This window comes from Paenibacillus sp. J22P165, from assembly GCF_059692015.1.
The window spans coordinates 199,055-224,478 of sequence record NZ_JCAUAP010000006.1; the positions used below are offsets into that span (position 1 = coordinate 199,055).

Below are 25,424 nucleotides of genomic sequence, written 5' to 3' on the forward strand. Positions count from 1 at the left end.
TACGTAATATCTGCATGATGAAGTGCATGGGCGGTCAGAATACCAGTGAACTCCGAGAACGAGCTAGAGCTTAGATCAGGGAGGTTGCGATGGATATTCTGACCATTTTTTTGCGTACGGTGCTTATCTATTTTGTCGTTTTTCTCATGCTCCGAATTATGGGGAAACGTGAAATTGGTAAACTTTCGCTTTTCGATCTTGTCATTTCGATCATGATTGCGGAAATTGCTGTGTTTGTGCTGGAGGATGCGAAGAAGCCCCTTATGTCAGGTCTTTTACCTATGGGGACTTTGGTGCTCATTCAAGTTGTCATTGCCTTTATTACGTTAAAAAGTCGCACGATTCGTGTGCTTTTCGACGGAAAGCCGAGTGTTCTAATAAATAAGGGAATGATCAATCGGGATGAAATGAAGAAGCATCGTTATAATCTAGATGATCTGATGCTCCAATTAAGACAGAATAAAATTATGAATGTGGCAGATGTGGAATTTGCGATTTTGGAGCCTTCGGGGAAGTTAAGCGTAGTTGAAAAAGACAAAAATGACAAAGAGACAGAGACGGTAGTAACGAAATCAAATAATGCAATACGTTACGAGGGCTTGCCGCTGCCTCTTATTATGGATGGTAAAGTGCAAGACGATAACTTAGAGAAAATCGGTCAAACGAGGTTTTGGTTGAAAAACCAGCTCCAAGAAAAAGGAGCGCGAGACTTTAAAGAAATATTCTACTGTTCCATTGATCATCGCGGTAGAATGTTCCTTGATCGAAAGCGGTAAGCCGCCGCGATTCAACGGATAATTTTTTTACCCATATTCATCACACGCCCAATATCCTTAAGACTAATGAGTCGGAAAAGTGTGATGAAACAGATATAAGAGATGATCCCCAGAAGTAAAGAGGTGACGAAACGAATCCAAGTTAGGGAAACCCAAGGTGTGTACATGATGAGGTAGCAGACAACTCCTGAAAGTAGCATCGCTACACCGATTTTTCCAAAGCTGCTGCCCTCCATTTTGAACTTGAGTAGTCGAACGACACTATTCCAATGAAGTAAAGTAACCAGTACAATATTCACATTAATCGCAAATACGGCCCCATTAATCCCCATTTCAGGCTTGCTGGCTAACCAGTAAATCAAGATTAACTTCACAGTAGAACCGATGAGGGTGTTCACTAGTGCTGCACCAGGCTTGTTTAATGCTTGTAAAGCAGATTGCAACGGGGCTTGAAAATAAATGAAGATGGCGATCGGTGCCATCATTTTGAGCATGACGCTGACATCAGGTTGATTGTACATATATGTACAAATTGGTTCAGCAAGAACAAACATCAAGACAGCGAAAGGGGCGCCTGTCACTAAAGCAAGCTTCAGGGATTGATGCAATCGCATATGGATAGTTTTGAGGTCTTTTCGTGCAGCCGCCTCGCTTAACGAGGGAACGAGAGAGACGGATAAGGACATGGTGAGTGCACTCGGTAGAAGGATGATTGGAATAATCATGCCTTGTAGAGCTCCATACTGTGCCGTTGCTAACGAAGTAGTTATACCAGCGATAGCTAAGCTCTGAGCAATTAAGATCGACTCCAGTAAATAAGAACTGGCGCCGATGAGTTTACTGCCTGTAATCGGAATGGATATACGTAAAATTCTACGTAGATTGGAGAAACGACCTATTGTTTTTTTCGTTCCTATTTGGGCTAAAGGGGACTTAGGAGCCTCTTTCTTATCCCATCGGAAATGAATGGCCAAGACAGCTAGTCCGCCTATTTCACCTGCCAAAACGCCGATCATCGCACCTGCCGCCGCATATTCAATTCCATAAGGGATCATCATATAAGAACAGACGAGCACCATGACAATCCGAATTAACGTCTCCACAATTTGCGAGGTTGCCGTAGGAATCATATTCTGCCTGCCTTGGAAATAACCGCGATACACAGCGGAGACGCCAATAATAGGGATCATGGGACTCATACATAAGAAGGTGTAATACACACGGGAGTCTGTTAGCAAATGTGACGTGATCCATGAGGCCCCTAGAAGACAGATAAGTGTAAAAATGAAGCTTAGGGATATTGTGATGGCTAACGATATGCGCAATATACTGCGAATCCGGCTCTCATTCTTCTCTGCCTCCGCTTCCGCGATTAACTTGGCAATGGCTACAGGAATGCCTCCGGTAATAATGGTTAAAATCACTGACAGGAAGGGCCAGCCCATTTGATAAATGCCAATGCCTTCCGCTCCGATTACGCGGGGTAACGTCATTCGGGGTATGAAGCCCAGTATGCGATTCAAAATGCCTGCGGCGAGCAGGATCATTGTACCTCTAATAAACGACTGCTTGGTCACTGCCATACCCTCTTCCGATAATGTCATACCTATGACTATGCGCAAGCTGGCCAAGCTCATGCTAAGATTTTATGGACGAAGGTGTATTTGGCAGGAAATCGCGAGGTGTATCTCGAATGATAAAGCATACAGGTAAAACCAATGCCTTTAGCTTATGCTTACGTAGATAGTTTTGCTCCAGCAAAACTTTTAGGAGGATCCCCCATGAATGACGCACAGGATAACGGAAGTGAAGAAGAAGAGCATCCAGGGCTTTCGGATAATGAACTGAATGAAATTATCGAAAGCCTATGTTTGAGTAAAGTAGAAGAGTTTATACTTCTCGGATATGAGCATGTTACTGGCAAGGATATATGGGATTGTGTAAGCGATAAGTATCGTAAAACAGGGATGCCCTCTCTCCATCAAATCGTAAATGACATTTTGTCCCTCAAGTCTACAGCGTTTATGAACTGGATGACGATTAGTATGTATAGAGGAGCCCAATTCTAAGAATGGGCTTATTTTTCATGAAACGACTTAAATTGACTCGTTTTTCAGACCTGAGTATAATAGGCATATTGAGTATTGAAGGGAGACTAGCAACAGATGCTGGATTGGAAAAGAATTTCGTTCTTTTTTCTAACGGTTGTCATTGTTCTTGGCGCAGTTGGAGCAACGAGCCCTAGACTTGTAGAACGTATTAAGCTTGGATTGGATTTAAAAGGCGGTTTTGAAATATTATACACCGCAGAGCCTTTAACGGCTGGACAGCCTCTAACCAAGGAAACGCTTACGGAAGCCGCGCAAAGCCTTGCTAAACGTGCGGATTCACTCGGTGTTGCTGAACCTGAGGTGTATCCAGAAGGTTCCGATCGTATCCGTGTACGTCTCGCGGGTGTTGAGAACGAGGAAGAAGTTCGTACGTTGATGTCTAAGCCTTCCGTACTTACATTCCGTGGACCAGATGGAACAGTTTACATGAATGGTACGGACTTCGTCGAGAACGCAGCGAAACTAAGCTACGATCCGAATACGAAGCAACCGATTGTTGAAATCAAAATGAAGAGCAGAGAAAAATTCAAAGAAGTAACAACGAAGCTGGTTGGCAGCACGTTGTCCATTTATTTGGATGATGTTGTACAATCCACAGCATCTGTCAATTTCCCAATCGACAGTGACTCCGCGATCATTACACAAACGAACGTAGCTGAAGCTACTAAAGTAGCAAAAATGATTAATTTAGGCGCAATGCCGCTCAAATTAACTGAAAAATACATACAACGTGTTGATGCTACTTTAGGAAAAGCTTCCTTGCATGAGACAGCTAGAGCGGGGCTAATCGCTTCGATCTTAATCTTCTTGTTCATGGTGCTTTACTACCGTATCCCAGGTTTGGTAGCAGCTTTCACTTTGATAACGTACGTTTGGGTATTATTAGCAATCTTCGACTTTATGAATGCCACGCTGACATTGCCTGGTATTGCTGCCCTTGTTTTGGGTGCAGGGATGGCCGTTGATGCGAACATTATCACTTATGAACGAATTCGCGAAGAAATCCGTGCAGGCAAGAGTATTCTTTCATCCTTGAAAGCAGGGACGAAGCATTCCTTCCGTACGATTATGGATGCGAACGTAACGAATTTAATCGCAGGTATCGTGCTTTACTATGTAGGTAACGGTGCTATTCGCGGATTCGCAGTTATTACGATGATGAGTATTATTATCAGTATCTTAACGAACGTTTTGTTCTCCAGATGGCTGCTACATCTTATTATCCGGGGTAATTTGCTGAAAAAGCCAAGTTATTTCGGTGTGAAGGAGGCAGACATCCGTGGACTCTAAGCAAAAATACGATTTTGTAAAAAATCGCAATATCTTTTTCATCATCTCGGCTGTCATTCTGATCGCTGGGTTAATCGTTATCTTAACTTCGAGCATGAATTTCGGTGTCGATTTTAAAGCAGGAACGAATATTGACCTTGTTGTAGGTAAACAATTGGATAGCGCTAAAGTTGAGGAAATCCTGCATGGCTTGAACACTAGCGGCGACGTGAAGTCGAAATATGCAGATCCTACAATCGGCGGTAACAATAGTGACCGCGTGTCGATCCGTTTTGATGACGTTCTGGACGATGCGACAGTCGATAAGATCCAAAAAGCTTTTGCAACAGCTTATAGTGCAGAAGTGTCGAAGGAAATTAACACGGTTGATCCACAGCTAGCTCAAGAATTATTGATGAAAGCCGTATACGCAATTGCCATTTCCAGCGTATTGATTTGCTTGTATGTCAGTATCCGATTTGAATGGCGTTTTGCTTTAGCAGCGATTATCGCTATTTTGCACGATGCGTTCATCGTTATCGCGATGTTTGCCATTTTCCGTTTCGAAGTAAACCTGCCATTCCTTGCAGCTGTTCTGACAACGATCGGTTATTCGATTAATGACAAGATCGTTATCTTTGACCGAATTCGTGAGAACCTTCGTTTCGCTAAGCTCAAAACAGACGCTGACCTTGTTGCTCTGGTCAACGATAGTATCTGGCAAACGATGGCACGTAACATCAATACCGTACTCGTCGTGTTGATTGCCGCAGGATGTATATATCTGTTCGGCAGTGAGTCCATTAAATTGTTCGCCTTGGCGAAGTTAATCGGTCTAACAAGCGGTGCTTACTCTTCCGTCTTCATTGCTTGTTCCTTGTGGTATTTGTTCAAAAGAAACTCCTTATCACGTTCTAAAAAGAAAGTTGCAGCGTAATAACCATAATAACCGGCCGCGTGATTGTTGCGCGGCCTTTGTATCCGTTCAGGGGGTATGTCCACATGAATGATGAGGGTTTTCAAAAGACAGAATACGGATTTTGGGGAGGTATGATCGTCCTTTCTGTGCTGGCTTGCCTGTTAGGCATTATTGGTTTCAAGGCTAACAGTCTGTCACTGATCGCAGCCGCGGCACAGTCGGCGGCAGGAGTTTGCTTACTATCAGACGCTGGCAACAGAATAAAGTCGATGAGAGTGCAGCTGACGGGTACCTCTATGCGAGGCTTAGATAAGCAAATGTCAGTCGGTTCGATTTTACTCATTGTACTGATCTTCGTAATTGGAGCTGAATTAGGGATCCTATCCATCAAATCCCTGTTCAATCCAAGTGAGTTTAATTCGACGATTATGACCTTGGCTGGTCTTGTTTTCTTGCTGTTCACTAAGGAAGTGATGTTCCGATTCTTGCGTAGACTCGGCAAACAAGCAGGGACTGAGGAATTTATTGCCAATGCGCGAAGACGCCGTTTCGATATATACTCATCTATTGTGGTCGTGGCAGGCATTGTCTCGTCGATGCTAGCACATGCCGTAGGATCTACCGCATATTCCTATGTGGATGCATTAACTGGACTTATTGTTGCTCTTTTGATAGGTAAAATAGCTTACTCTTTGATCGGCAAAAGTTTATCAACCGCAACCGTGAAAGTACTTCACGAAGAGGAAACTGCTGATTTTGTACAAACAGTTCAAAAGATTCATGGTGTGATTACAGTGGATGATTTGAATGCGAGAGAACATGGGCATTATGTTGTCATCAATGTGACAATCAGTGTGAATCCTAGACTTTCTGTCTGGGAGGGCCATGAGGTGTCGAAGAAAATAAAGCAGCAGCTGATGAAACAGTATCATCATGTCACACATGTGTTCACTCATGTGAATCCTTATGATGCAGGTTATCCCTATAAGCAACAAGCAGATGTGGAAGCAAGTGAGCTGCCCTCTGTGTTACACTAATTCATTGTTTTCGAAGTTTACGTAACGAGATTTTCTGAGGAAAACGCAAGGAGGACCCACCAAGTGCTAGCACCGAAGGCAAGATGGAACATTGGAAATGCGGATGAAGCGCTTGTTGAAGAGTTTGTTCGAGAGCTGCAGTTGGATCCCTTGGTTGCCCGTATTCTAGTGTTGCGAGATATCCGCAATGTGTCTGAGGCCAAACAATTTATGCAAGGTGGCGTTGGCGATTACCACGATCCGTATTTATTGGACGGGATGTTGCCCGCTGTAGAGCGAATTCGAAAAGCGCTGCACAACAACGAATTGATTCGTGTTTACGGCGATTATGATGCAGATGGCGTCAGCAGTACGTCTTTAATGGCACATTTGTTACAAGGATTAGGGGCAAATTTTGATACCTACATTCCTCATCGGATTCGCGAAGGGTATGGATTGAATCGTGCTGCAATGGACTTGGCGAAGGAGCAAGGTGTGCAGCTGCTGATTACCGTGGATACGGGAATTAGCGCTGTTCAAGAAATCGCCTATTGCCATGAAATCGGCTTGGATGTCATTGTGACGGATCATCATGAGCCGCCAGAAGTATTGCCTGATGCCTTAGCGGTCATCAATCCTAAGAAGCCTGGCTGTCCTTACCCCTATAAACTGCTAGCAGGTGTAGGTGTTGCTTTTAAGCTTTCACATGCGCTGCTTGAGAGGTTTCCAGAAGAGCTTCTTGAATTCGCTGCGCTTGGAACGGTAGCCGATCTTATGCCCCTCACAGGAGAAAATCGGCTGCTTGTGAAGATGGGGCTCGCACGCATGCAGGATTCCAACTATGTCGGATTTCGTTCCCTGATCGGTGTGTCTGGCATTGAGCGGAAAGAGATTACGGCCGGGCATATCGGTTTCTCGCTGGCTCCCAAAATTAATGCGAGTGGCCGGTTAGAAGCGGCTGATATTGCAGTAAGGCTCCTTACGACGACGGATGAAAAAGAAGCAGAGCAAATTGCCTTCGAATTGGATATGCTGAATAAGGAGCGTCAACAAATCGTCGAGGACATGGTCCAAGAAGCGTTCGCTATGGCTGAGGAACAGCGCGCGAAGGGCTTGGATAAAGTAATTGTCGTAGCGAAAGAAAACTGGAATGTTGGCGTCGTTGGGATTGTAGCTTCCAAGATTGTAGAGAAATTCTATCGACCAACGCTTGTGTTGAGCATTGATCCGCAGAAGGGCATGGCCAAAGGCTCTGCACGTTCGATAGCAGGCTTTGATCTGCACAAGGCGCTGACAGCTTGTAAGGATCTCCTCGACCACTACGGCGGGCATCAAGCAGCGGCTGGGATGAGCCTAGAGAGCGGTCATTTGGAAGCCTTCGCAATTCGATTAAATGAGCTGGCAGAGGCCACACTGACAGAGCAAGATTACATTCCCGTTTTAAAAGTAGATAATGCGTGCAGTCTTGTAGATGTCCCTATTGCCAGTATTGAAGGGCTTGAATTGCTTGCCCCATTTGGGATGGGGAATCCTTCGCCGAAGTTCATGTTTACGGAATTAGGACTTGAGGATATTCGAACCATGGGTAAGGAAAAGCAGCATCTCAAGCTAGGGCTTTCACAAGCGAAGGATGAGGTCAGCTGTACGGTCGAAGCTGTAGGCTTTGGGAAAGGGAATTTAGCAGCGCTTATTGCGCCCTCTGCCAAAGTGGATGTCTTAGGTGAGCTGTCGATTAACGAGTGGAACGGTGTTCGAAAGCCGCAAATCATCATGCAGGATCTGCGTATCCCGCATACGCAAGTATTTGATTGGCGAGGCACCAGCCAATTGCATCTGAAGCTTGCAGCGCTTTCGGGCAACCTTTCTGGGGGGCCAGCTGCGACACTGAGCTCACCAGGAATTGTGCTCTTTGACGAGGCAGATGTAGTTCTGTATCAGACAACAGCGGCTCAAGTCGGAGAACAGGTGCCTTATTGGATCGTGCAAGAAGACGGCCCTGTAAGGCCGGGGAATGAGGCAGCAACTGCGATCGCGTTCGAGGAGCTGCAGGATGTCATTCTGTACACGTTACCGCGTCGGATTGACAGCTTGAAAGGGGTACTCCAACAGGCGACAGGCATGATGCGGTGCTATCCCGTTTTTGCCGAACTTGGGCAGGATAGTGGGAATACGTTACCTTCCCGTGACATGTTCAAGATGCTCTATGCTACCCTGCAGAAGGAGAAAACGCTCCAACTTCAAGATACGAGAATGATGACGTCTTTTAGTAAACGTTCAGGTCTTTCCCTCGGCATGATTCATTTTATTATATCTGTCTTTGAAGAATTAGAATTTGTCGTAAAACATGATAATATGGTTACATTGAGTGCCACTCCGGCCAAAAGAGATTTAACAACATCACGATTGTACCAGCATCGCTTGCATCGTCAAGAAGTTGAAGCCATTGTCATGTACTCTTCAGCAAAAGAGCTGGAGCAATGGATCGCTGATCACATACTATAAAAAGAGTTAACATTGGAGGAAATTATAATGAATTTCAAAGATTATATTCGCGTTATCCCGGACTTCCCACAGCCAGGTATTCGTTTCAAAGATATCACAACACTGTTGCAGAATGGTCCTGTTTACAAAGAAGCGATCGAGCAAATGAAACAACTGATTCAAGACAAAGAAATCGACGTAATTGCAGGTCCGGAAGCACGTGGATTTGTGATTGGAGCTCCTCTAGCTACAGCATTAGGGGTAGGCTTTATTCCTATTCGTAAAAGCGGCAAATTGCCTGGTGAAACGATCGAAGCTGACTATGCGCTTGAATACGGCAAAGATAAGCTTGCTATGCACAAAGATGCCATTAAGCCTGGACAAAAAGTGCTGATTGCAGATGATTTGCTTGCAACAGGCGGCACGATTCAAACTTCCGTTGATTTGATTAAACAGCTTGGCGGAGAAATTGTTGGAGCTGCTTTCTTAATCGAGCTTACTTACTTAGATGGCCGCAGTAAATTTGATGGTTTTGATGTTGTATCTCTTGTTCAATATTAAGATAGGGTTGGAGAATCGAAGGTTCGTTATTCGATTCTCTTTTTCATAGCAATTTACGGAGTTTTCAGCATCAATGATGCATTTTGTCGAATGCTTGTACGCGAATAGTTGACGAGGGGCCTGACTAGCAGGCATAATGAATAAAAATCGACTAAAGGGAATGGGTAGATGCATGGGTATAGAGCAGCTGCTGGAAAAGGCCGCCACCTATCTGAAAGAGAATGATTTGCAGAGGATTCGGGAGGCCTATGAATTCGCGGACGAAGCCCATCATGGCCAAGTGCGCAAATCAGGTGAGCCCTATATTCTGCATCCACTTGCTGTGGCAGATATATTGGTGAATATGCAGATGGATGTCACTTCGGTGATAGCTGCACTTCTGCATGATGTGGTTGAAGATACGACAGTTTCTTTGGAAACTGTTCTAGATAAATTCGGGAAAACATGTGCAATGCTCGTTGATGGTTTGACGAAGCTGGAGCGCATTAAGTTCAAATCCAAAGAAGAGCAGCAGAATGAAAATTATCGCAAAATGTTCGTTGCTATGGCACAGGATATTCGCGTTATTTTGATTAAGCTAGCCGATCGTCTGCACAATATGCGGACATTAAAGTATCAATCAGAAGAAAGCCAACGCCGCATTGCAGAAGAAACGTTGGAGATTTTCTGCCCGATTGCTCATCGTCTTGGTATTTCTACGATCAAATGGGAGATGGAGGACATTGCCCTCCGTTATTTGAATCCGCAGCAATACTATCGGATCGTTAATCTCATGCAGAAGAAACGAACTGAGCGTGAGCAGTATATTGAAGATGTCATTCATAGCATCAAAGAGAAATTGGATGAAATGGGGATTCAGGGAGATATTTCTGGAAGACCTAAGCATCTGTACAGTATTTACAAAAAAATGAGCTCCCGCGGCAAGCAATTTAACGAAATTTACGATCTTATGGCCCTGCGTGTCATTGTTGACGGCATTAAGGACTGCTATGCCTCTTTGGGAATCATTCATACATTATGGAAACCGATGCCCGGCCGCTTCAAGGATTATATTGCAATGCCGAAGCCGAATATGTATCAATCCTTGCATACGACTGTGATTGGGCCGAAAGGTGAGCCGCTTGAGGTTCAGATTCGGACATGGGAAATGCATCGGACATCCGAGTTCGGGATCGCTGCACATTGGGCATACAAAGAAGGCGGCTCAGTTGTTCCATCCGGTACCTTCGAAGATAAAATGAGCTGGTTCCGCGAAATTCTGGAGCTTCAACATGAAACGAACGATGCGTCTGAATTCATGGAATCCATGAAGATGGATTTCTTCTCGGATCTTGTGTTCGTCTTTACGCCAAAAGGGGAAGTCATCGAGCTTCCAGCAGGCGCAGTTCCGTTGGATTTTGCTTATCGAATTCATACAGAGATCGGTAACCGTACCATTGGTGCCAAAGTCAATTCGCGGATCGTTCCGCTCGATCATAAGCTCAAAACCGGCGACATTATTGAAATTCTAACTTCCAAGCATTCCTATGGTCCAAGTCAGGATTGGATCAAGATCGCACAGTCCTCTCATGCTCGGAGTAAGATTAAGCAATGGTTTAAGAAAGAGAAGCGTGAAGAGAACGTTGAAAAAGGTAAGGATATGATTGAACGTGAGCTTAAACGCTTAGCGATTGATCCTCCGACCTTAATGAGCGATGATAAAATGCTGGAAGCAGCGAAGAAGTTTAATTTTAGCGATATTGAAGACATGCTCTCAGCTGTTGGCTTTGGCGGCATTACGGCGGCTCAAATCTGTACGAAACTCACAGAGAAGCTACGCAAGGAAGCAGAAGAAGCCCAAATTATTAAGCTGAGCAGCGAAGTGAAAGAGGTCAAAGCACCTGCTTCTGCGGAACGCAAAAGCCGTCCTACGAATGGTGTTCGCGTTAAAGGTGTAGATAACTTGCTCGTACGTTTTGCTCGATGCTGTAATCCAGTTCCAGGTGATTTCATTATCGGTTATATTACACGTGGACGAGGAGTATCTGTGCACCGCTCAGATTGCACCAACATTCCGACGAGCATGGGCGAAGAAGAACGGGTAATTGAAGTGGATTGGGCAGAGGCTGTTGAATCCAATTTCAATGTGGAGATTGAGATAACCGGCCATGATCGCCGCGGCTTCTTAAACGAAGTGCTCCAAGCTGTATCCGAGAGTAAGACGATGATTTCAGCTGTATCTGGACGTTCGGATAAGAACAAAATGGCTACGATCCATATGACTATTTTAATTAAAAATATCGATCATCTACAGTCTGTTGTAGAAAAAATAAAACGTGTCAAAGATATTTATTCGGTTCAACGGATTATGCAGACCTAGCAAGAATAAGGGGATTTAGGAACGATGAGAGTAGTCGTACAGCGTTGCAAACGTGCCGAAGTAACCGTTGATGATCAAATCATCGGTCGCATTGGTCAGGGGTTAATGCTGCTAGTTGGCATTACGCATGAAGATACGGAACAAGATGCCAAGTATTTGGCGGATAAAGTGGCGGGTCTAAGAATTTTTGAAGATGAAACGGGGAAAATGAATCTTTCTGTCATCGAGACAGGAGGGGCCATTTTATCGGTGTCCCAATTCACACTGTACGGAGATTGTCGTAAAGGTAAGCGTCCGAATTTCATGTCAGCGGCACGACCTGAACAGGCGGAGCCGCTGTATCATCAATTCAATGCCATGCTCAAAGAGCAGGGTTTACAGGTTGAAACCGGCGCCTTCGGTGAAATGATGGACGTTTCCTTAACCAATTGGGGACCTGTTACGCTAATCATCGATAGCAAATAAGTTAGGAATGGTTGAAGCTTCGGGATAGGCAGATAGACCGGTGGTTATACTACTAAAGTATAAACTAGCGGTTAGGAGCCTACAGATGCGTCAATCCGTCAAAGAAAAAATGATGACTGCCCCCGTTCAGCAATTGTTCCATACCTCCATGGCAGAACGGATGAGTCAAGCATCCGCGCTCGCGGATGTTGAAATAAGTGCAGAATTCACCTCTGATCTTGAAAAAATGAAGAGTATACCCAAAAAATCTTATCGGTAATTCATAAAACCACGTGTGTGCTGTACGTCAGCCCTGCGTGGTTTTATTTGTGAAACGGGCATAATTTCTCTACCACTACAAAATGTGGTAAACTAGCCTATGGAATTATTGTATGACAAGCAGGAGATAAGGTGGGTGCTTACGTCGTAATGGCAAATTCAAATCGCAACAAATCCACATCCAAAGGATGGCTCTGGTTGATGGTGACATTGATTGTACTTACGCTGCTGGCTGCAACGGCTGCTATGTATTATCAATATAATCACCATAAGGGCGCCAAAGGACATAGTGGGCAGCAAGAAGCCCTTGAAGAAGTGAAATCGGTAAAAAAGGCGAAAGACGCCTATGATGTCATTGTCGTTGGTACGGATCCAGAAGGCGTAGCGGCAGCGGTTTCCTCAGCGCGGAATGGTTTGAGTACGTTGCTTGTTGACGGTCGAAATCGTGAGATTCTAGGCGGTTTAATGACGCTTGGCTGGATCAATTCCTTGGATATGAATTATTCCACGAGCAAAACCTTGCTGGGCAAGGATGATGTGTGGAACAAAGGTTATTTCTCGGAATGGTATGCCAAAACCGAAGGGGATTCCTTCGATGTTCATACAGCGGCGAATGCCTTCTACGACGCAGTAAAGAATGAAAAGAATATCGATGTTTTGATGAAAACGAAGAAGATTGAGCCGGTGCTTTCGCAGAATAAAAATGCGGTGCAAGGCGCGACCATAACTCTTGAAAATGGAAGTACCCAAGTTGTTAAAGCGGCATCTGTTATAGATGCGACACAAGATGGTGATTTCGCAGCGGCAGCAGGGGTTCCTTTTACAATGGGTCATGAAGATATTGGGGATCCTAAGTCGAAGATGGCTGTTACACTTGCCTTTCGGTTGAAGAATGTTACACCTGAGGTATGGAAGTTGATGGCTAATCGTTTGAACGGGGATGACAATCCAGGCACAGGTGTAACGGATGTCAGCGTGTTCGGATACAGTGAAATGAGCAATTATCCAGCAATTAACAAGGATAGAGCCAAAATGAGAGGCCTCAACATGGGGCGTCAAAATGACAATACCGTGCTCATTAATGCTTTGCAAATTTTTGGTGTAGATACCTTTGATCCGAAATCAGTTCAAGAGGCATTTGATATTGGGAAAAAGGAATTGCCTAATATCGTCGCTTATATGCAAAAAACGTTCCCTGAGTTTTCTTCGATTGAGCTGGATGGCTCCGCACCCGAGCTGTATGTGAGAGAAACCCGTCACATGCAAGGGGAATACCGCTTGACGATCGTCGATGTTTGTACAAATGCGGATCAGTGGGATCGCATCGGCTTTGGATCTTATCCTGTCGATATTCAGCGCATCTCACCAACGGACTCCGGTAATGTGGTGTGTAAACCGAAGCAATACGCAGTTCCTTTCCGCAGCATCGTTCCACAGAAGATTGATGGCTTGCTCGTCGTTGGTAGAGCAGCTAGCTACGATACACTTCCGCACGGAAGCGCACGTGTTATGCCAACAGGCATGGCAGAAGGCGAGGCAGCAGGAGCGGCAGTGAGCTTAGCCAAAGCAGAGAACATGACATTCCGTCAACTTTCAGCGTCCAAAGATATGATCGCGAAGCTGCAAGCACAGTTGAATAAGCAAGGGATGGAAGTTCAGCCCATGAGCATTAAGCCCCAATCTTTCATGGAGCATAAGGCCTACGAGGGTCTGAAATCAGCCATGATGCTTGGCTTGGCATCTGGTGCTTATGATAATAACTTCCGTCTAGATGACGCGGCTAATCCGAAGCGAATGGTCAACGTGGTTGGCGGGGCACGGAAGATGAAGCCGGAGGCATTTGCAGGGGATGTCAATCAAGCCATTGCTAAGTTGGATAATGCGGACAAAATTCCGCTTACCCTTGATCAAGCGAGCTATACGTTTGCACAAGCACTTGGCATCAAAGCTACAGCGGCTGAAGCGCAAGCGAAGCTCATTGAGGCTAAGCTGCTAAACGCAGCAACGGTTAATGGAATTGCTGATAAACAAAAATTAACCAATGGCGACACGTATATGATGATTCGTGATGTTAAGCTCGGTTTGACAGGTAAGCCTTAAAGATGAACCAATAAAGAGCCTTATTGCCGCAATGGATGTGGCTGTAAGGCTCTTAGTTTGTAGTTGGCGCTGAGAAATAGGTTGAAGGCGGTTACAATACTTAGTCTGCGTCGGCAGCTTCTTCGTCCGCTTCAGCTTCTGCGGATTCCTCAGCTTCTTCCTCATCGGCAGCTTCTGCTTCCTCGTCCGCGGATTCTTCACTCTCAGCTTCCTCAGCTTCGACTTCTTCCTCATCAGCAGCTTCTTCTTCTGATTCCTCAGAAGCATCCGTATCCGATTCTTCAATGGCCTCTTCTTCGGCTGCTTCGTCGTTAGCTACTTCATCGTCAGCAGTTTCGGCTTCGGTTTCGGATTCCTCAGAGAAAAGCACCACGAGATCTTGTCGTTCCTCTTGAAACTCGTTTTGTAGTGTCATTGTTACAGCCTCCAGATGTTATATTCAAGGCCATCTGCCTTGTTGTACATGTATATGTGAAAATGGAGTGAATATACGAATGAAAAGAAATGAAAATGCTTGAAATTAAACGAGATTTTGGCGTAATCAAATTGTAATACGAGCTTCATGTTCCTTTAATCTAGGATGGATATACTTATAGACGACCCCCTTTAAAATATAAACTTTGAAAGCCTGCTGCCCCGTGCTGCAGGCTATTTTCTTTCTAGACAAACAAAAACCGTCTCAGCTTAAAGCTGGACGGTTTTTGCATTCATTCATTAATTTAATTACATAAGAGCATCAATTGCGTAGTCACCAGCGCCAATTAATGCAACGCCAAGGGCGATAACGAGCAGTGTAAGGTTATATTCAAATCCATTGGAGGTTACCCAGTAACCGTTTTTGCCATGAACTTTAATAATAGCCATGATCATTGTAATAATAATAAGAGCCGCGCCAACTTCTGTCCATAAACCAGCGGCGAAGAGCAGACCACCACCTAATTCGATTAAACCAGCAACGACCGCCATCATGACGCCTGGTTTGATACCAATGGAATCGAAGTATCCGCCTGTGCCTTTCGGTCCATAACCACCGAACCAACCAAACAATTTCTGTGTACCATGTGCTGCCATTGTTAACCCAATCACCAAACGAATAATAAGAAGTCCTAAAGCCATCACTAACATCTCCCCTGTAAATATATTTTGTTTAACAACTTACTTTATGTTAGTATATTATTACGAAGCACTTACTTTTGTCAAGCGACTATGTTAAAATAGTTTTACAGAAGTGATTGCAGCAGTAATCTGCAAGAACTCGAAGGAGATGATTAAGATGGAAAACTATCAACTGTGTCCCAAATTCGAGCATGCATTCGAACTTCTGGGAAAACGTTGGACAGGACTTATTGTTAATGTGTTGCTATCTGGGCCTAAGCGGTTTAAAGATATCTCCGTATTAATCCCAAGTATGAGCGATCGGATGCTCTCCGAAAGATTCAAGGAATTAGAAGCAGCAGAGATTATTATTCGACATGTTTATCCAGAAACACCAGTACGCATCGAATATGAGTTAACGCCAAAAGGTAAAGGACTTCGTCCTGTTATGGAAGAAGTTCAAAAATGGGCGGACTCTTTTAACTAAATATTAGGTGGTTGCATATTATAAGTATCCCATGTCTCTTGACTTTGCCCTTACCAATGTTTACAATAACCATAATGTAATTTGATATGATTGTGATCCATTGAAGGGACACAGTAATTCGCCCCCACATGTACAGAGAAGGAAGCCTAGGCTGCAAGCTTCCCATGATGAGTGAATGAACAGACCTCCCTGAGGACCAACTGGGAACAGACCATGGCAACATGAGCTAAGTAGTAGTTGTGCGAGTGGCGGGCGTTAACCGCAAAGAGCAGAATTGTTTTTGCTTGCGCAAGCGAGGAAGCAAGGGTGCTGAATGTGGGTGGTACCACGGGTGAATTTGATAAATCAAATCTCTCGTCCCTGACGTAAGTCGGGGGTGGGGGATTTTTTGCTTTTTCAATTAGCTTGTCATAGAGACAAAGGGAGGTTATTTAGATGAGTATTCAGAAGCCAAAAGGAACACAGGATCTGCTTCCAGGCGAAGTGGAGAAATGGCAGTATCTTGAGTCAAAAGCGAGAGACTTGTGCCAACGATTTAATTACAAAGAGATCCGCTCGCCAATTTTCGAGAGTACTGAGCTTTTTTCGCGTGGGGTTGGAGAAACGACGGATATCGTCGAAAAAGAAATGTACACATTTCTGGATAAAGGCGATCGCAGCATGACGCTTCGTCCGGAAGGTACAGCTGGCGTCGTTAGAGCTTATGTAGAAAATAAACTTTACGGCATTCCTGATCTTACGAAGTTATTCTACGTGGGGCCAATGTTCCGCTACGAACAACCGCAAGCGGGGAGATACCGCCAGTTTCACCAGTTCGGTATTGAAGCTTTCGGATCAGTAGATCCAAGCATTGATGCAGAAGTGATTGCGCTGGGCTATACCTTCTATAAAGAAATTGGACTCAAAGAAGTGACCGTGGAAGTTAACTCGGTGGGTACGCCAGCAGTTAGAACAGCTTACCGCGAGCAGCTTCAGGCTTTCTTTGCTCCTGTGAAAGATCAGCTGTGTAAGGATTGTCAGTCGCGCTATGACCGTAATCCAATGCGTATTCTCGATTGCAAAATAGATCAAAAGCATGGCGTAGGCGCACCTGACATCCTTGAGTTCTTGGATGAAGAGTGTCGTACACACTTTGCACAGGTGCAAGAGCACTTGACCGCGATGGAGATTCCTTTCCGTATTAACCCTCGCTTGGTACGTGGTCTGGATTACTACACGCACACGGCGTTTGAATATAAAGCAGCTGGTATTGGTGCGATTGACACGATTGGCGGGGGCGGACGCTACAATGGTCTCGTCGAACAGATTGGTGGACATGGTACTGATCAGCCAGGAGTAGGCTTGGGTCTTGGCCTTGAGCGCATTCTGCTCGTACTACAAGCGCAAGGCGTTGAAATTCCGAAGCCTGAGCCGCTTGATGTGTACCTGATTGGGCTTGGTGAAGCAGCGGAGAAAGAAGTTACGAAGCTTTTGCACCAACTGCGCGTACAAGGTTTGAAAGCAGAGAAGGACTATCAGGGCCGCAAGATGAAGGCTCAAATGAAGTCCGCTGATCGTTTCCAAGCAACGTATGTTGCCATTCTTGGTGATGATGAGTTAGCACGCGGCGAAATTACGCTGAAGAAGATGGAAACAGGGAACCAAATCACAGTAAGTTTAGTGGATCTTGCCTCACAAGCTGCAAAGACACTATTCGAATAGATAGCAACATCATTCATAAAACTTCGAGGAGGCAATAACAATTATGATGCTCAAAACACATCATTGCGGGCAGCTAACAAAAGCCCATGTAGGCGAAACAGTAATACTTAATGGGTGGGTGCAAGTAAGACGCGATTTTGGCGGACTTCTTTTCATCGACCTACGTGATCGCAGTGGCATCATTCAAACTGTATTTAATCCTGAGTTCTCAGGGGATGCTCTGGCTATTGCAGATCGTGCACGTAATGAGTACGTGCTTGCCGTGAAAGGGAAAGTTGTTGAGCGTGATGCTGAGACCGTCAACAAGAATATCCCAACAGGTGAAATCGAAGTTCAAGTAACCGAAATCGAAATCATGAATGCGGCTAAAACACCTCCGTTCTTCATCGAAGACGGCGTAGAAGTGGATGAAGCGGTTCGTTTGAAATATCGTTACCTTGACCTGCGTCGTCCAGAGATGCAACGTACGTTGATGCTGCGGTCCAAAGCGTCCAACATCTTCCGTAATTTCTTGGATTCCCAAGGCTTTATTGACGTGGAAACACCGATTTTGACGAAAAGTACACCAGAAGGCGCACGTGATTACTTAGTACCGAGCCGCGTGCATCCAGGCGAGTTCTTTGCACTTCCGCAATCCCCACAAATCTTTAAGCAATTGTTGATGGTTAGTGGTCTTGAACGTTACTACCAAATCGCTCGTTGTTTCCGCGACGAAGATCTTCGTGCAGACCGTCAACCTGAGTTCACACAAGTCGACATCGAGACGTCTTTCTTATCCCAGGATCAGCTTCTTGAGATTCTCGAAGAGCTTGTTGTGAAACTGATGAAAGAAACAGCGAATGTTGATATTCCTCGTCCGTTCCAACGGATTACACATGCAGACGCAATGGCGAAATACGGCTCAGATAAGCCTGATCTTCGTTTTGACCTTGAACTGAAGGATGTATCGGATATCGTTTCAACTTCCGGCGTTCAAGTATTTGCTAACGTTGTAAAAGGCGGAGGCCAAGTAAAAGCACTTAACGCTAAGGGCTGTGGCACTTGGAGCCGTAAAGAAATTGACGACTTGCTGCCGTTCGCAGCGCGTTATGGGGCAAAAGGTCTTGCTTGGATTCAAGTGAAAGACGGCGAGTTCAAAGGGCCAATCGTGAAGTTCTTCAACGAAGCTGAAATCGCATCATTGACAGAGCGTTTAGGCGCGGAAGAGGGAGATCTTCTTTTATTCTCCGCGGATAAGAAAAAAGTTGTTGCTGATGTCCTAGGTAACCTTCGTTTGAAAATTGGTCGTCAACTGGGACTAATCGATGACTCTGTATTCAAATATGCGTGGGTTGTAGACTTCCCACTTCTTGGGTACGACGAAGATGCGAAACGTTATGTAGCCGAACATCATCCGTTCACACGTCCAAACGAAGACGACATTCATTTCTTCGATACAGATCCAGGTCAAATTCGTGCGCAAGCCTACGATCTAGTCTTGAACGGCTATGAAGTAGGCGGCGGATCCATGCGGATCTACCAACGTGATGTGCAAGAGAAAATGTTCGCAGCGCTAGGCTTCTCCAAAGAAGAAGCGTATGAGCAATTCGGCTTCTTGCTGGAAGCATTTGAATACGGTACGCCTCCGCATGGTGGCTTTGCCTTTGGATTTGACCGTTTGGTGATGTTAATCACAGGCCGTACGAACCTAAGAGAAACGATCGCATTCCCGAAAACAGCTAGTGCAACAGACTTGTTGATGGATGCTCCGGGAACAGTTGATGATAAACAACTAGAACAACTATCGATTCGCTTAGCGCTTAAGCAGCCTGCTGCGAAAGCCTAAGAACTTTGAAGAGGAAGTGTTCCCATGCTTCACCAATTTTCGCGAACTGAATTGGCGATTGGACCTGAGGGTCTAGAAATTTTGAAAAATAGTACAGTTGTTGTACTCGGTATTGGCGGTGTCGGTGGCATTGCGGCTGAAGCTTTGGCGCGCTCAGGTGTTGGCCGTTTGATCCTTATCGACAAGGATGTCGTCGATATTACGAATGTCAACCGTCAGATCCATGCCCTTACGACGACAGTTGGTCAGCATAAGGCTGATCTGATGCGAGATCGTATCCTTTTGATAAACCCCGAGTGTGATGTCATCTCCCTTCGGATGTTCTATACAGAGGAAACGTATGAGCAAGTATTCGCGTATCCAATCGATTATGTCCTGGACGCAAGTGATACGATCGAGTACAAGATCCATTTGATCAAACAATGTTTGGCACGTAAAATCCCGATGATTTCTTGTATGGGTGCTGCGAATAAAATGGATCCGACACAATTTAGAATTACGGATATTTCCAAAACGAGCATGGACCCGGTCGCACGCGTGATTCGTCAACGTTTGCGTAAGGAAGGCATCAAGAAGGGCGTGAAGGTCGTATTCTCGATGGAAGAACCAATGAAGCCGCGGGAAGACGTTACAGAACAAATCGTGCCTGCGGATGCACCAGATAGACGTAAGGCGAAACAACCGCCTGCGAGCAATTCTTTTGTACCTCCTGTAGCGGGGCTTATCATGGTGAGTGCGGCTGTGAAGGATTTGCTGGAGATTGGTGCGAAGAAAAAATCATAGAAGTGAGGGATACCCGTAAAATGGGTGTCCCTTTTTTTATCTTTTTATATATATATCAGTAAAGTATATATTGACTCGATATATGTTAACTGATAAATTGTAAGTAGATCAAGACAGTTATCACCAAAATGGAGGCTTCACAGCATGAATAGTCAAGATGTGATTTTGGGTTTATTAATGCACCATAGCTTATCTGGCTATGACATCAAGCACAAGATGGAGACGGTTCTTTCCTACTTTAACAACGCGAGCTTCGGCACGATTTATCCTATGCTTAGCAAAATGGAGAAGGAGGGCTTGATTACCAAGGAAAGTGTGATCCAAGAAGGCAAACCGAATAAAAACCTCTATTCCATCACGGAGGAAGGGCAGCACCAATTTAAACAGTACATGTATAGTCCAATTGAAAACGATGAGTTCAAGTCGGATGCGATGACACGGTTGTTTTTTGGCGAGTTTGTAGAAGCACATATCATGGTTGGTGTGTTAGAAGAGTTCCTTAACCGCACGAAGGTAAATTTGGAGAGACTACGTCAGTTGTACGTGGACTGCCAGCCCGAGATGTCGCCTACACAAGAAATTTGTATTCAGATTGGCATCAATAATTCAGAAAGTAAAATCCATACCCTGACACATGGGATAACACGGTTAAAAAAAGTAGAACAGAAGTGAGGTAGGTTTCGAAAATGGCAAATAAGAAAACAGGTTTGATTATTTTGGCGATGGCACTGGGCCTTCTTATGTCCGCACTGGACAACACTGTGACATCTGCGGCGATTTCACATATCATTGGCGACATTAATGGGTTTGATAAAATAAGCTGGGTATTCACCGCCTATATGCTTGCTTCCACAAGCACAATGCTTGTATTTGGAAAGCTGTCGGATATGTTCGGTAGAAAATTGTTTTACATGATTGGGATTTCGATCTTCCTGATTGGGTCTGCTTTATGCGGTATGGCACAAGATATGAATCAACTTATTGTGTTCCGTGCCATTCAGGGTATTGGTTCTGGAGCGATCTTCCCGATTTCGTTTACGATCATTTACACGATATTTGCCGACCCCAAGCAGGCGGCGAAGCTGTCTGGTGTTTTTGCAGGGATATTTGGACTATCTTCCGTTGCTGGGCCGCAAATTGGTACGCTCTTAGCTGAGTCATGGGGGTGGCGCTGGTGTTTCTACGTGAATTTGCCGCTAGGCGTATTGTCGTTCCTTGTCTTGTTTTTTGCTCTAAAAGAATCTCGCTCTGATCGTCGTCCGAAAATCGATTATCTGGGTACGCTGTTTCTCATTATAACAACCGTTTCACTTATGCTGGCCCTTGAGTTCGGAGGGAAGGATTACGCATGGGGTTCATGGCAAATCATTAGCTTGCTAGCCGTCGCAGTTGTCATTGGTTTCTTGTTTATTGGGGTGGAGCGCCGAGCGCATGAACCCATTCTTCCGTTACCTTTATTCAAAAATCGGATGGTTCTGGCCACCGTCTTAGCTTGTTTATGTCAAGGTGCGATTATGTTCTCGGCCATTGCGTATTTGCCTATTTTCTCAACAGCTGTTCTGGGTAATGCGAACTCGAATAGTTTGCTGACGCCTATGATGTTTTCCTTAATGGTTGGTGCTGTTGGCTTTGGGTTCCTGCAACGCTACTTCAGCTTCCGTGCTGTGTTCGCTTTCAGTATGACAGCGGGTATTGTTGTCAGTTATCTGCTCAGCGTAGTCAGTCATGATGCAAGTAAGTTCTATATGATTGTGCTTATGGTCTTGCTTGGTGTTGGTGCGATCGGACCTTTAATGAGTGTGGCTCAAAATGCTGTTGCACAAAGTGTAGACCGCAAGTATATCGGTGTCAGTTCCTCGATCGTTGGATTCTGGCGAAATATTGGCGGAGTTCTAGGAGCATCAATTATGGCAACCATCGTGAACAATAACTACAGCAGCCTCATTCAGGAAGGTGCTGCTGCGCATCAAATGCCGCTTGATCAACTTGCTACGTTGGGGAATCCGGAACAATTGATACGTGCAGGTTCGGCGCTGCAACCTGATACAATGAACTTCCTGCGGGACTCGCTAGGAACAGCGATTAATCATGGCTTTATTTTAAGTATTGCCTTTGGTGTTGTCGGGTTAGGTGCTGCCTTTATTGCAGGTCCTCTCCGGTTCGCAGCTCCAGCACCTCGTCAGGATGCTCAGCAGGAGCCTGTTATTTCTCACTAGATGTTGCTCCTCCCATGCGTGGTCACCGCGCGTTGGAGGAGTTTTCATTTAGTTAGACATGACATGCCTTTCTAGGCAAGGTATAATGGACAGACCAACTTTTATCACCAAGTAAAGGAAACTAAACATGGATTTGTTTACATATGCGTCATCCCAAGACCCTGTGGGCAAGCTGCTAGCCGACAGGATGCGGCCAACGACATTAGATGAATATATCGGCCAAGAACAAATTGTGGGCAAAGGCAAGTTGCTCCGAAGGGCGATTGAGGCGGATCAAGTGACGTCGATTCTTCTCTATGGGCCTCCAGGGACAGGGAAGACGACGCTCGCAAACATCATTGCGAATCGGACCCAAGGCGAATTCATGAAGCTCAACGCGGTTGATGCTTCTGTGAAGGACGTCCGCGAGATCATCGAGCTAGCCAAAAGCACCAAAGCGATGTATGGGCGTAAAACGACCCTGTTTCTGGACGAAGTCCATCGCTTTAATACCTCGCGCCAGGACGCGCTGCTTCCTGCGGTCGAGCAGGGCATCCTCATCTTCATCGGGGCGACCACAGAGAACCCCTTTCACCATGTGAACGGGGCCCTCTTGTCGCGCTCGACGCTATTTCAGCTCGAGCCGCTCACGGCGGAGCATGCGCTCATCGCCATGCGAAGAGCCATCGCCGATCCCGTGAAGGGGCTCGGCTTCATGCGCCTCCAGGTGGACGAGGAGGCGCTGCAGCACATCGGGCAGATGGCCAATGGCGACATCCGCCGATCCCTGAACGCGCTGGAGCTGGCAGCGCTGACGACTTCACCTGAACCGGATGGCACGGTTCATATCACGCGCGAGGTGGCGGAAGAGTCGATCCGCCGCCCCATCGTGAAAGCGGACGAGTCGACGCAGTATGACGTCTTGTCCGCCTTTCACAAGAGCGTACGCGGCTCTAGCGACGCCGCGCTGTTCTGGTTCCTCTATGCCGTCGAGAAGCTCGGCATGGATCCTATGACCTTCCTGCGGCGTCTGATCGTCGCTTGCAGCGAAGATATCGGACTGGCGAACCCGCAGGCGATGGTTCAATCGGTCACGGCGATGGACGCCTACCATAAGATCGGCTGGCCGGAATCGAAATACATCATTTCCCAGGCAATTTTATTCGCTGTGGAGAGTCCGAAGTCCAACTCGATCCCACTCGCGATTATGCGTGCACAGGAGTTGATGGAGCGGGTGAAATCAGCGGAAGTTCCGCTGCATCTCCGTGATACCCACTACAAAGGTGCGGAGAAACTCGGTCATAAAGGCTATATGTACCCGCATAATTACCCAGGTCATTATGTGCGTCAGCAGTACTTGCCGGATGAGATTCAGCATGAAGTGATTTTTGCGGCTACTAATCAAGGTACAGAAGAGAAGATGAAGCTCAATCAGCACAAAAGAAGAGGGACGCCTACAGATTCATAGAATCCGTAGAGTCCCTCTATTTTCTTGCTCCATAAGAATCGTGAATACCTTTTCTGTAACGGAATCATAACGGATGGAGACGATGAGTGGAAATTCAGCGCCATTCTTTTTGACCCAGAAACGGAACTGCTGTTGTACGACACCTGGTGCTACGTTGGACTTTCCAATGTATTTGTAATCCAACAACGTATACACCTTACCGGCTTCGTGAAAGGCCAGGCGGCTCCACTTGGCATAAGAGGGGTCTTGTATTGGCGCCCAAACGGTATTGCCGCTGTTGTCATGTTGGATGGTGTCTACTGCAAGTGCAGGAGAAGATCCAATCCAGTTCAAGCCAAACATGAGTAAAATAACTATGATTTTGCTCAGGATTGCTCACACCTTTCAAGTGTAGCGTGTGCGGCAGTAGGAGCAGGCATGCGTCATAGTGAACGGTAAATAACAGCAAAAAATCGATTTCCGAACATGTGCGAGGCTCGCCAACACGAAATTTCTTTGCATTTATCTGCTACTCTCAACTACTTGCAGCGATTAACTGTATTTTGTACATCTATTTCTTAGGGATTTCCCTTTAAAATCCGAATAGATGGATTTCCTACAGTTAATCCAGAGCATTATCGCCAATATTGCCATATGGGGCAGAATTAACTACCTATAATCCATCTAAACTGAATTTCAAGGTAGATTTCATTGAAATAGCTGTACATTTTACAGGTAATCTATAAGTTCGAGCCCAACTCCACCACTGCATTTATCTCCAGCACTCCCAGCCCCCAGCACTCCCAGCCACTGCAATAAACAAAAAAAGGAGCACCAAAGTGCTCCTCCCCCATTACAACTTAAAAATCTTCGTTAAATACTTCCCAGCAGCTTCGCTATACTTGTCCTTCAGCAGCGTTCGCAGCTGAGCCTTGGCTTCAGGAGTAGGCAGGGTGTTCTTCTCAATCCGATGCAGCTCCATCCAATGTGAAGCGGTCATGTAACAGGTGCCGTTCCATCCATTTTTCGTGCCATTGGCGTTCAAACGCTCACTAATTCCCGCTATCACGATATCCGCTTTACTCTGCAAGTCGATTAGTGCACGATCAAAATCATTTTTGGACTCTTTGGATTTCAAATCGGTCGCAGCTCGCAAAGCTTTGACATCGATCCCTTCATTGCCAGCAATAGCGTGATAGACATCAACCGCCGCTTTGGACAGTTCACCGTCAGAGTAGCGCTCATCTACGGAATAGGGATCTTCAAGTAAATTTTTGATCAAAGGAAAAAGGTCGGAAGAAATCAACAAGGGTTTCTTGGCAAAAAATCGTCCATAAGCTGCAAGCCCATCACCTGGAAGGCGGTCTCGCCATAACCACGGATCTGTTTCTAGTCCCGTATGCCATTGTTCTGGAAGCGTCAAAGAGTCCAGAGAAGGATGCTCAGGGATGAACGAAGAGAGAGGAAGAATCCCAATCTCTTTAACGAGCCTCGTTACATCTTCATACGTATCAGCTTTGATCGTTAACTCATTCATAGTCATACACATTCTCCTCTACACTAATCTGTGTACTCA

The 25,424-nt window shown here is 45.6% G+C and carries 23 protein-coding genes; 18 read left to right on the plus strand and 5 right to left on the minus strand.

The features are described 5' to 3' along the window. Positions 1-89: 89 nt before the first annotated feature. Entirely contained in the window at positions 90-776 is a 687-nt protein-coding gene (locus AC58QM_RS16090) for a DUF421 domain-containing protein (RefSeq protein WP_497285599.1), read from the plus strand. 11 nt (positions 777-787) lie between these two features. Here the strand turns inward: AC58QM_RS16090 and spoVB are convergent, their stop codons facing one another. Continuing rightward, positions 788-2,353: a stage V sporulation protein B gene (spoVB, locus tag AC58QM_RS16095; RefSeq protein ID WP_497286035.1), complete on the minus strand. Its 1,566-nt coding sequence runs from the start codon at positions 2,351-2,353 to the stop codon at positions 788-790. 204 nt (positions 2,354-2,557) lie between these two features. Between spoVB and AC58QM_RS16100 the strand changes: the two genes are divergently transcribed. The 10 genes from AC58QM_RS16100 (at position 2,558) to AC58QM_RS16145 (ending at position 14,315) form a co-directional block, all read left to right on the plus strand. Next, positions 2,558-2,845 carry a post-transcriptional regulator gene (locus tag AC58QM_RS16100; protein ID WP_497285601.1) on the plus strand — a complete coding sequence of 96 codons (288 nt, stop codon included), beginning with the start codon at positions 2,558-2,560 and terminating at the stop codon, positions 2,843-2,845. Positions 2,846-2,941: 96 nt separating this feature from the next. Next, positions 2,942-4,177 carry a protein translocase subunit SecD gene (gene secD / locus AC58QM_RS16105; protein ID WP_497285603.1) on the plus strand — a complete coding sequence of 412 codons (1,236 nt, stop codon included), beginning with the start codon at positions 2,942-2,944 and terminating at the stop codon, positions 4,175-4,177. Next, positions 4,167-5,093, plus strand: coding sequence for a protein translocase subunit SecF (gene secF / locus AC58QM_RS16110; protein ID WP_497285605.1), 927 nt, complete (start codon positions 4,167-4,169; stop codon positions 5,091-5,093). Before secD ends, secF begins: the two co-directional genes overlap by 11 nt. Positions 5,094-5,158: 65 nt before the next feature. After that, positions 5,159-6,112, plus strand: coding sequence for a cation diffusion facilitator family transporter (locus tag AC58QM_RS16115; RefSeq protein WP_497285607.1), 954 nt, complete (start codon positions 5,159-5,161; stop codon positions 6,110-6,112). A 63-nt stretch (positions 6,113-6,175) separates the two neighbouring features. Next, complete coding sequence (gene recJ, locus AC58QM_RS16120; RefSeq protein WP_497285609.1) at positions 6,176-8,593, plus strand: single-stranded-DNA-specific exonuclease RecJ; 2,418 nt, start codon at positions 6,176-6,178, stop codon at positions 8,591-8,593. Between the two features lie 27 nt (positions 8,594-8,620). Then, positions 8,621-9,133, plus strand: coding sequence for an adenine phosphoribosyltransferase (locus tag AC58QM_RS16125; RefSeq protein WP_497285610.1), 513 nt, complete (start codon positions 8,621-8,623; stop codon positions 9,131-9,133). A gap of 172 nt (positions 9,134-9,305) precedes the next feature. Then, positions 9,306-11,492: a RelA/SpoT family protein gene (locus AC58QM_RS16130; RefSeq protein WP_497286037.1), complete on the plus strand. Its 2,187-nt coding sequence runs from the start codon at positions 9,306-9,308 to the stop codon at positions 11,490-11,492. Between the two features lie 24 nt (positions 11,493-11,516). Further along, on the plus strand, positions 11,517-11,957 hold the full coding sequence (dtd, locus tag AC58QM_RS16135) for a D-aminoacyl-tRNA deacylase (RefSeq protein ID WP_497285612.1): 441 nt from the start codon (positions 11,517-11,519) through the stop codon (positions 11,955-11,957). Between the two features lie 85 nt (positions 11,958-12,042). Continuing rightward, positions 12,043-12,216, plus strand: a complete 174-nt coding sequence (locus AC58QM_RS16140) for a hypothetical protein (RefSeq protein WP_497285614.1) — start codon at positions 12,043-12,045, stop codon at positions 12,214-12,216. Between the two features lie 149 nt (positions 12,217-12,365). Beyond that, the gene (locus tag AC58QM_RS16145; protein ID WP_497285616.1) at positions 12,366-14,315 is read left to right on the plus strand and encodes an FAD-dependent oxidoreductase; all 1,950 of its coding nucleotides are present in this window, start codon (positions 12,366-12,368) and stop codon (positions 14,313-14,315) included. Positions 14,316-14,415: 100 nt separating this feature from the next. Here the strand turns inward: AC58QM_RS16145 and AC58QM_RS16150 are convergent, their stop codons facing one another. Together AC58QM_RS16150 and AC58QM_RS16155 are read right to left on the minus strand one after the other, a co-directional pair. Next, complete coding sequence (locus AC58QM_RS16150; RefSeq protein ID WP_497285618.1) at positions 14,416-14,730, minus strand: hypothetical protein; 315 nt, start codon at positions 14,728-14,730, stop codon at positions 14,416-14,418. 308 nt (positions 14,731-15,038) lie between these two features. Further along, a complete protein-coding gene (locus AC58QM_RS16155) occupies positions 15,039-15,434 on the minus strand; it encodes a DoxX family protein (protein ID WP_497285620.1) in 396 nt (131 codons plus the stop codon). Between the two features lie 154 nt (positions 15,435-15,588). Between AC58QM_RS16155 and AC58QM_RS16160 the strand changes: the two genes are divergently transcribed. The 7 genes from AC58QM_RS16160 to AC58QM_RS16190 all read left to right on the plus strand — a co-directional run bounded on the left by AC58QM_RS16160 (position 15,589) and on the right by AC58QM_RS16190 (position 23,869). Further along, positions 15,589-15,897: a winged helix-turn-helix transcriptional regulator gene (locus AC58QM_RS16160; protein WP_310502749.1), complete on the plus strand. Its 309-nt coding sequence runs from the start codon at positions 15,589-15,591 to the stop codon at positions 15,895-15,897. 435 nt (positions 15,898-16,332) lie between these two features. Next, a complete protein-coding gene (hisS, locus tag AC58QM_RS16165; protein WP_497285622.1) occupies positions 16,333-17,598 on the plus strand; it encodes a histidine--tRNA ligase in 1,266 nt (421 codons plus the stop codon). A 43-nt stretch (positions 17,599-17,641) separates the two neighbouring features. Next, a complete protein-coding gene (gene aspS / locus AC58QM_RS16170; RefSeq protein ID WP_497285624.1) occupies positions 17,642-19,423 on the plus strand; it encodes an aspartate--tRNA ligase in 1,782 nt (593 codons plus the stop codon). A gap of 24 nt (positions 19,424-19,447) precedes the next feature. Next, the gene (locus AC58QM_RS16175; RefSeq protein WP_497285626.1) at positions 19,448-20,206 is read left to right on the plus strand and encodes a tRNA threonylcarbamoyladenosine dehydratase; all 759 of its coding nucleotides are present in this window, start codon (positions 19,448-19,450) and stop codon (positions 20,204-20,206) included. A 144-nt stretch (positions 20,207-20,350) separates the two neighbouring features. Beyond that, positions 20,351-20,878, plus strand: a complete 528-nt coding sequence (locus tag AC58QM_RS16180; protein WP_497285628.1) for a PadR family transcriptional regulator — start codon at positions 20,351-20,353, stop codon at positions 20,876-20,878. A 14-nt stretch (positions 20,879-20,892) separates the two neighbouring features. Further along, a complete protein-coding gene (locus AC58QM_RS16185; protein ID WP_497285630.1) occupies positions 20,893-22,422 on the plus strand; it encodes an MFS transporter in 1,530 nt (509 codons plus the stop codon). Between the two features lie 127 nt (positions 22,423-22,549). Beyond that, entirely contained in the window at positions 22,550-23,869 is a 1,320-nt protein-coding gene (locus tag AC58QM_RS16190; protein ID WP_436243154.1) for a replication-associated recombination protein A, read from the plus strand. Here AC58QM_RS16190 and AC58QM_RS16195 read toward each other — a convergent pair. Both AC58QM_RS16195 and AC58QM_RS16200 read right to left on the minus strand, forming a co-directional pair. Next, complete coding sequence (locus tag AC58QM_RS16195; protein WP_497285632.1) at positions 23,864-24,211, minus strand: DUF3889 domain-containing protein; 348 nt, start codon at positions 24,209-24,211, stop codon at positions 23,864-23,866. The two genes, AC58QM_RS16190 and AC58QM_RS16195, sit on opposite strands and share 6 nt — an antisense overlap. A gap of 490 nt (positions 24,212-24,701) precedes the next feature. After that, a complete protein-coding gene (locus AC58QM_RS16200) occupies positions 24,702-25,391 on the minus strand; it encodes an AlkZ-related protein (protein WP_497285634.1) in 690 nt (229 codons plus the stop codon). Between the last annotated feature and the right edge of the window lie 33 nt (positions 25,392-25,424).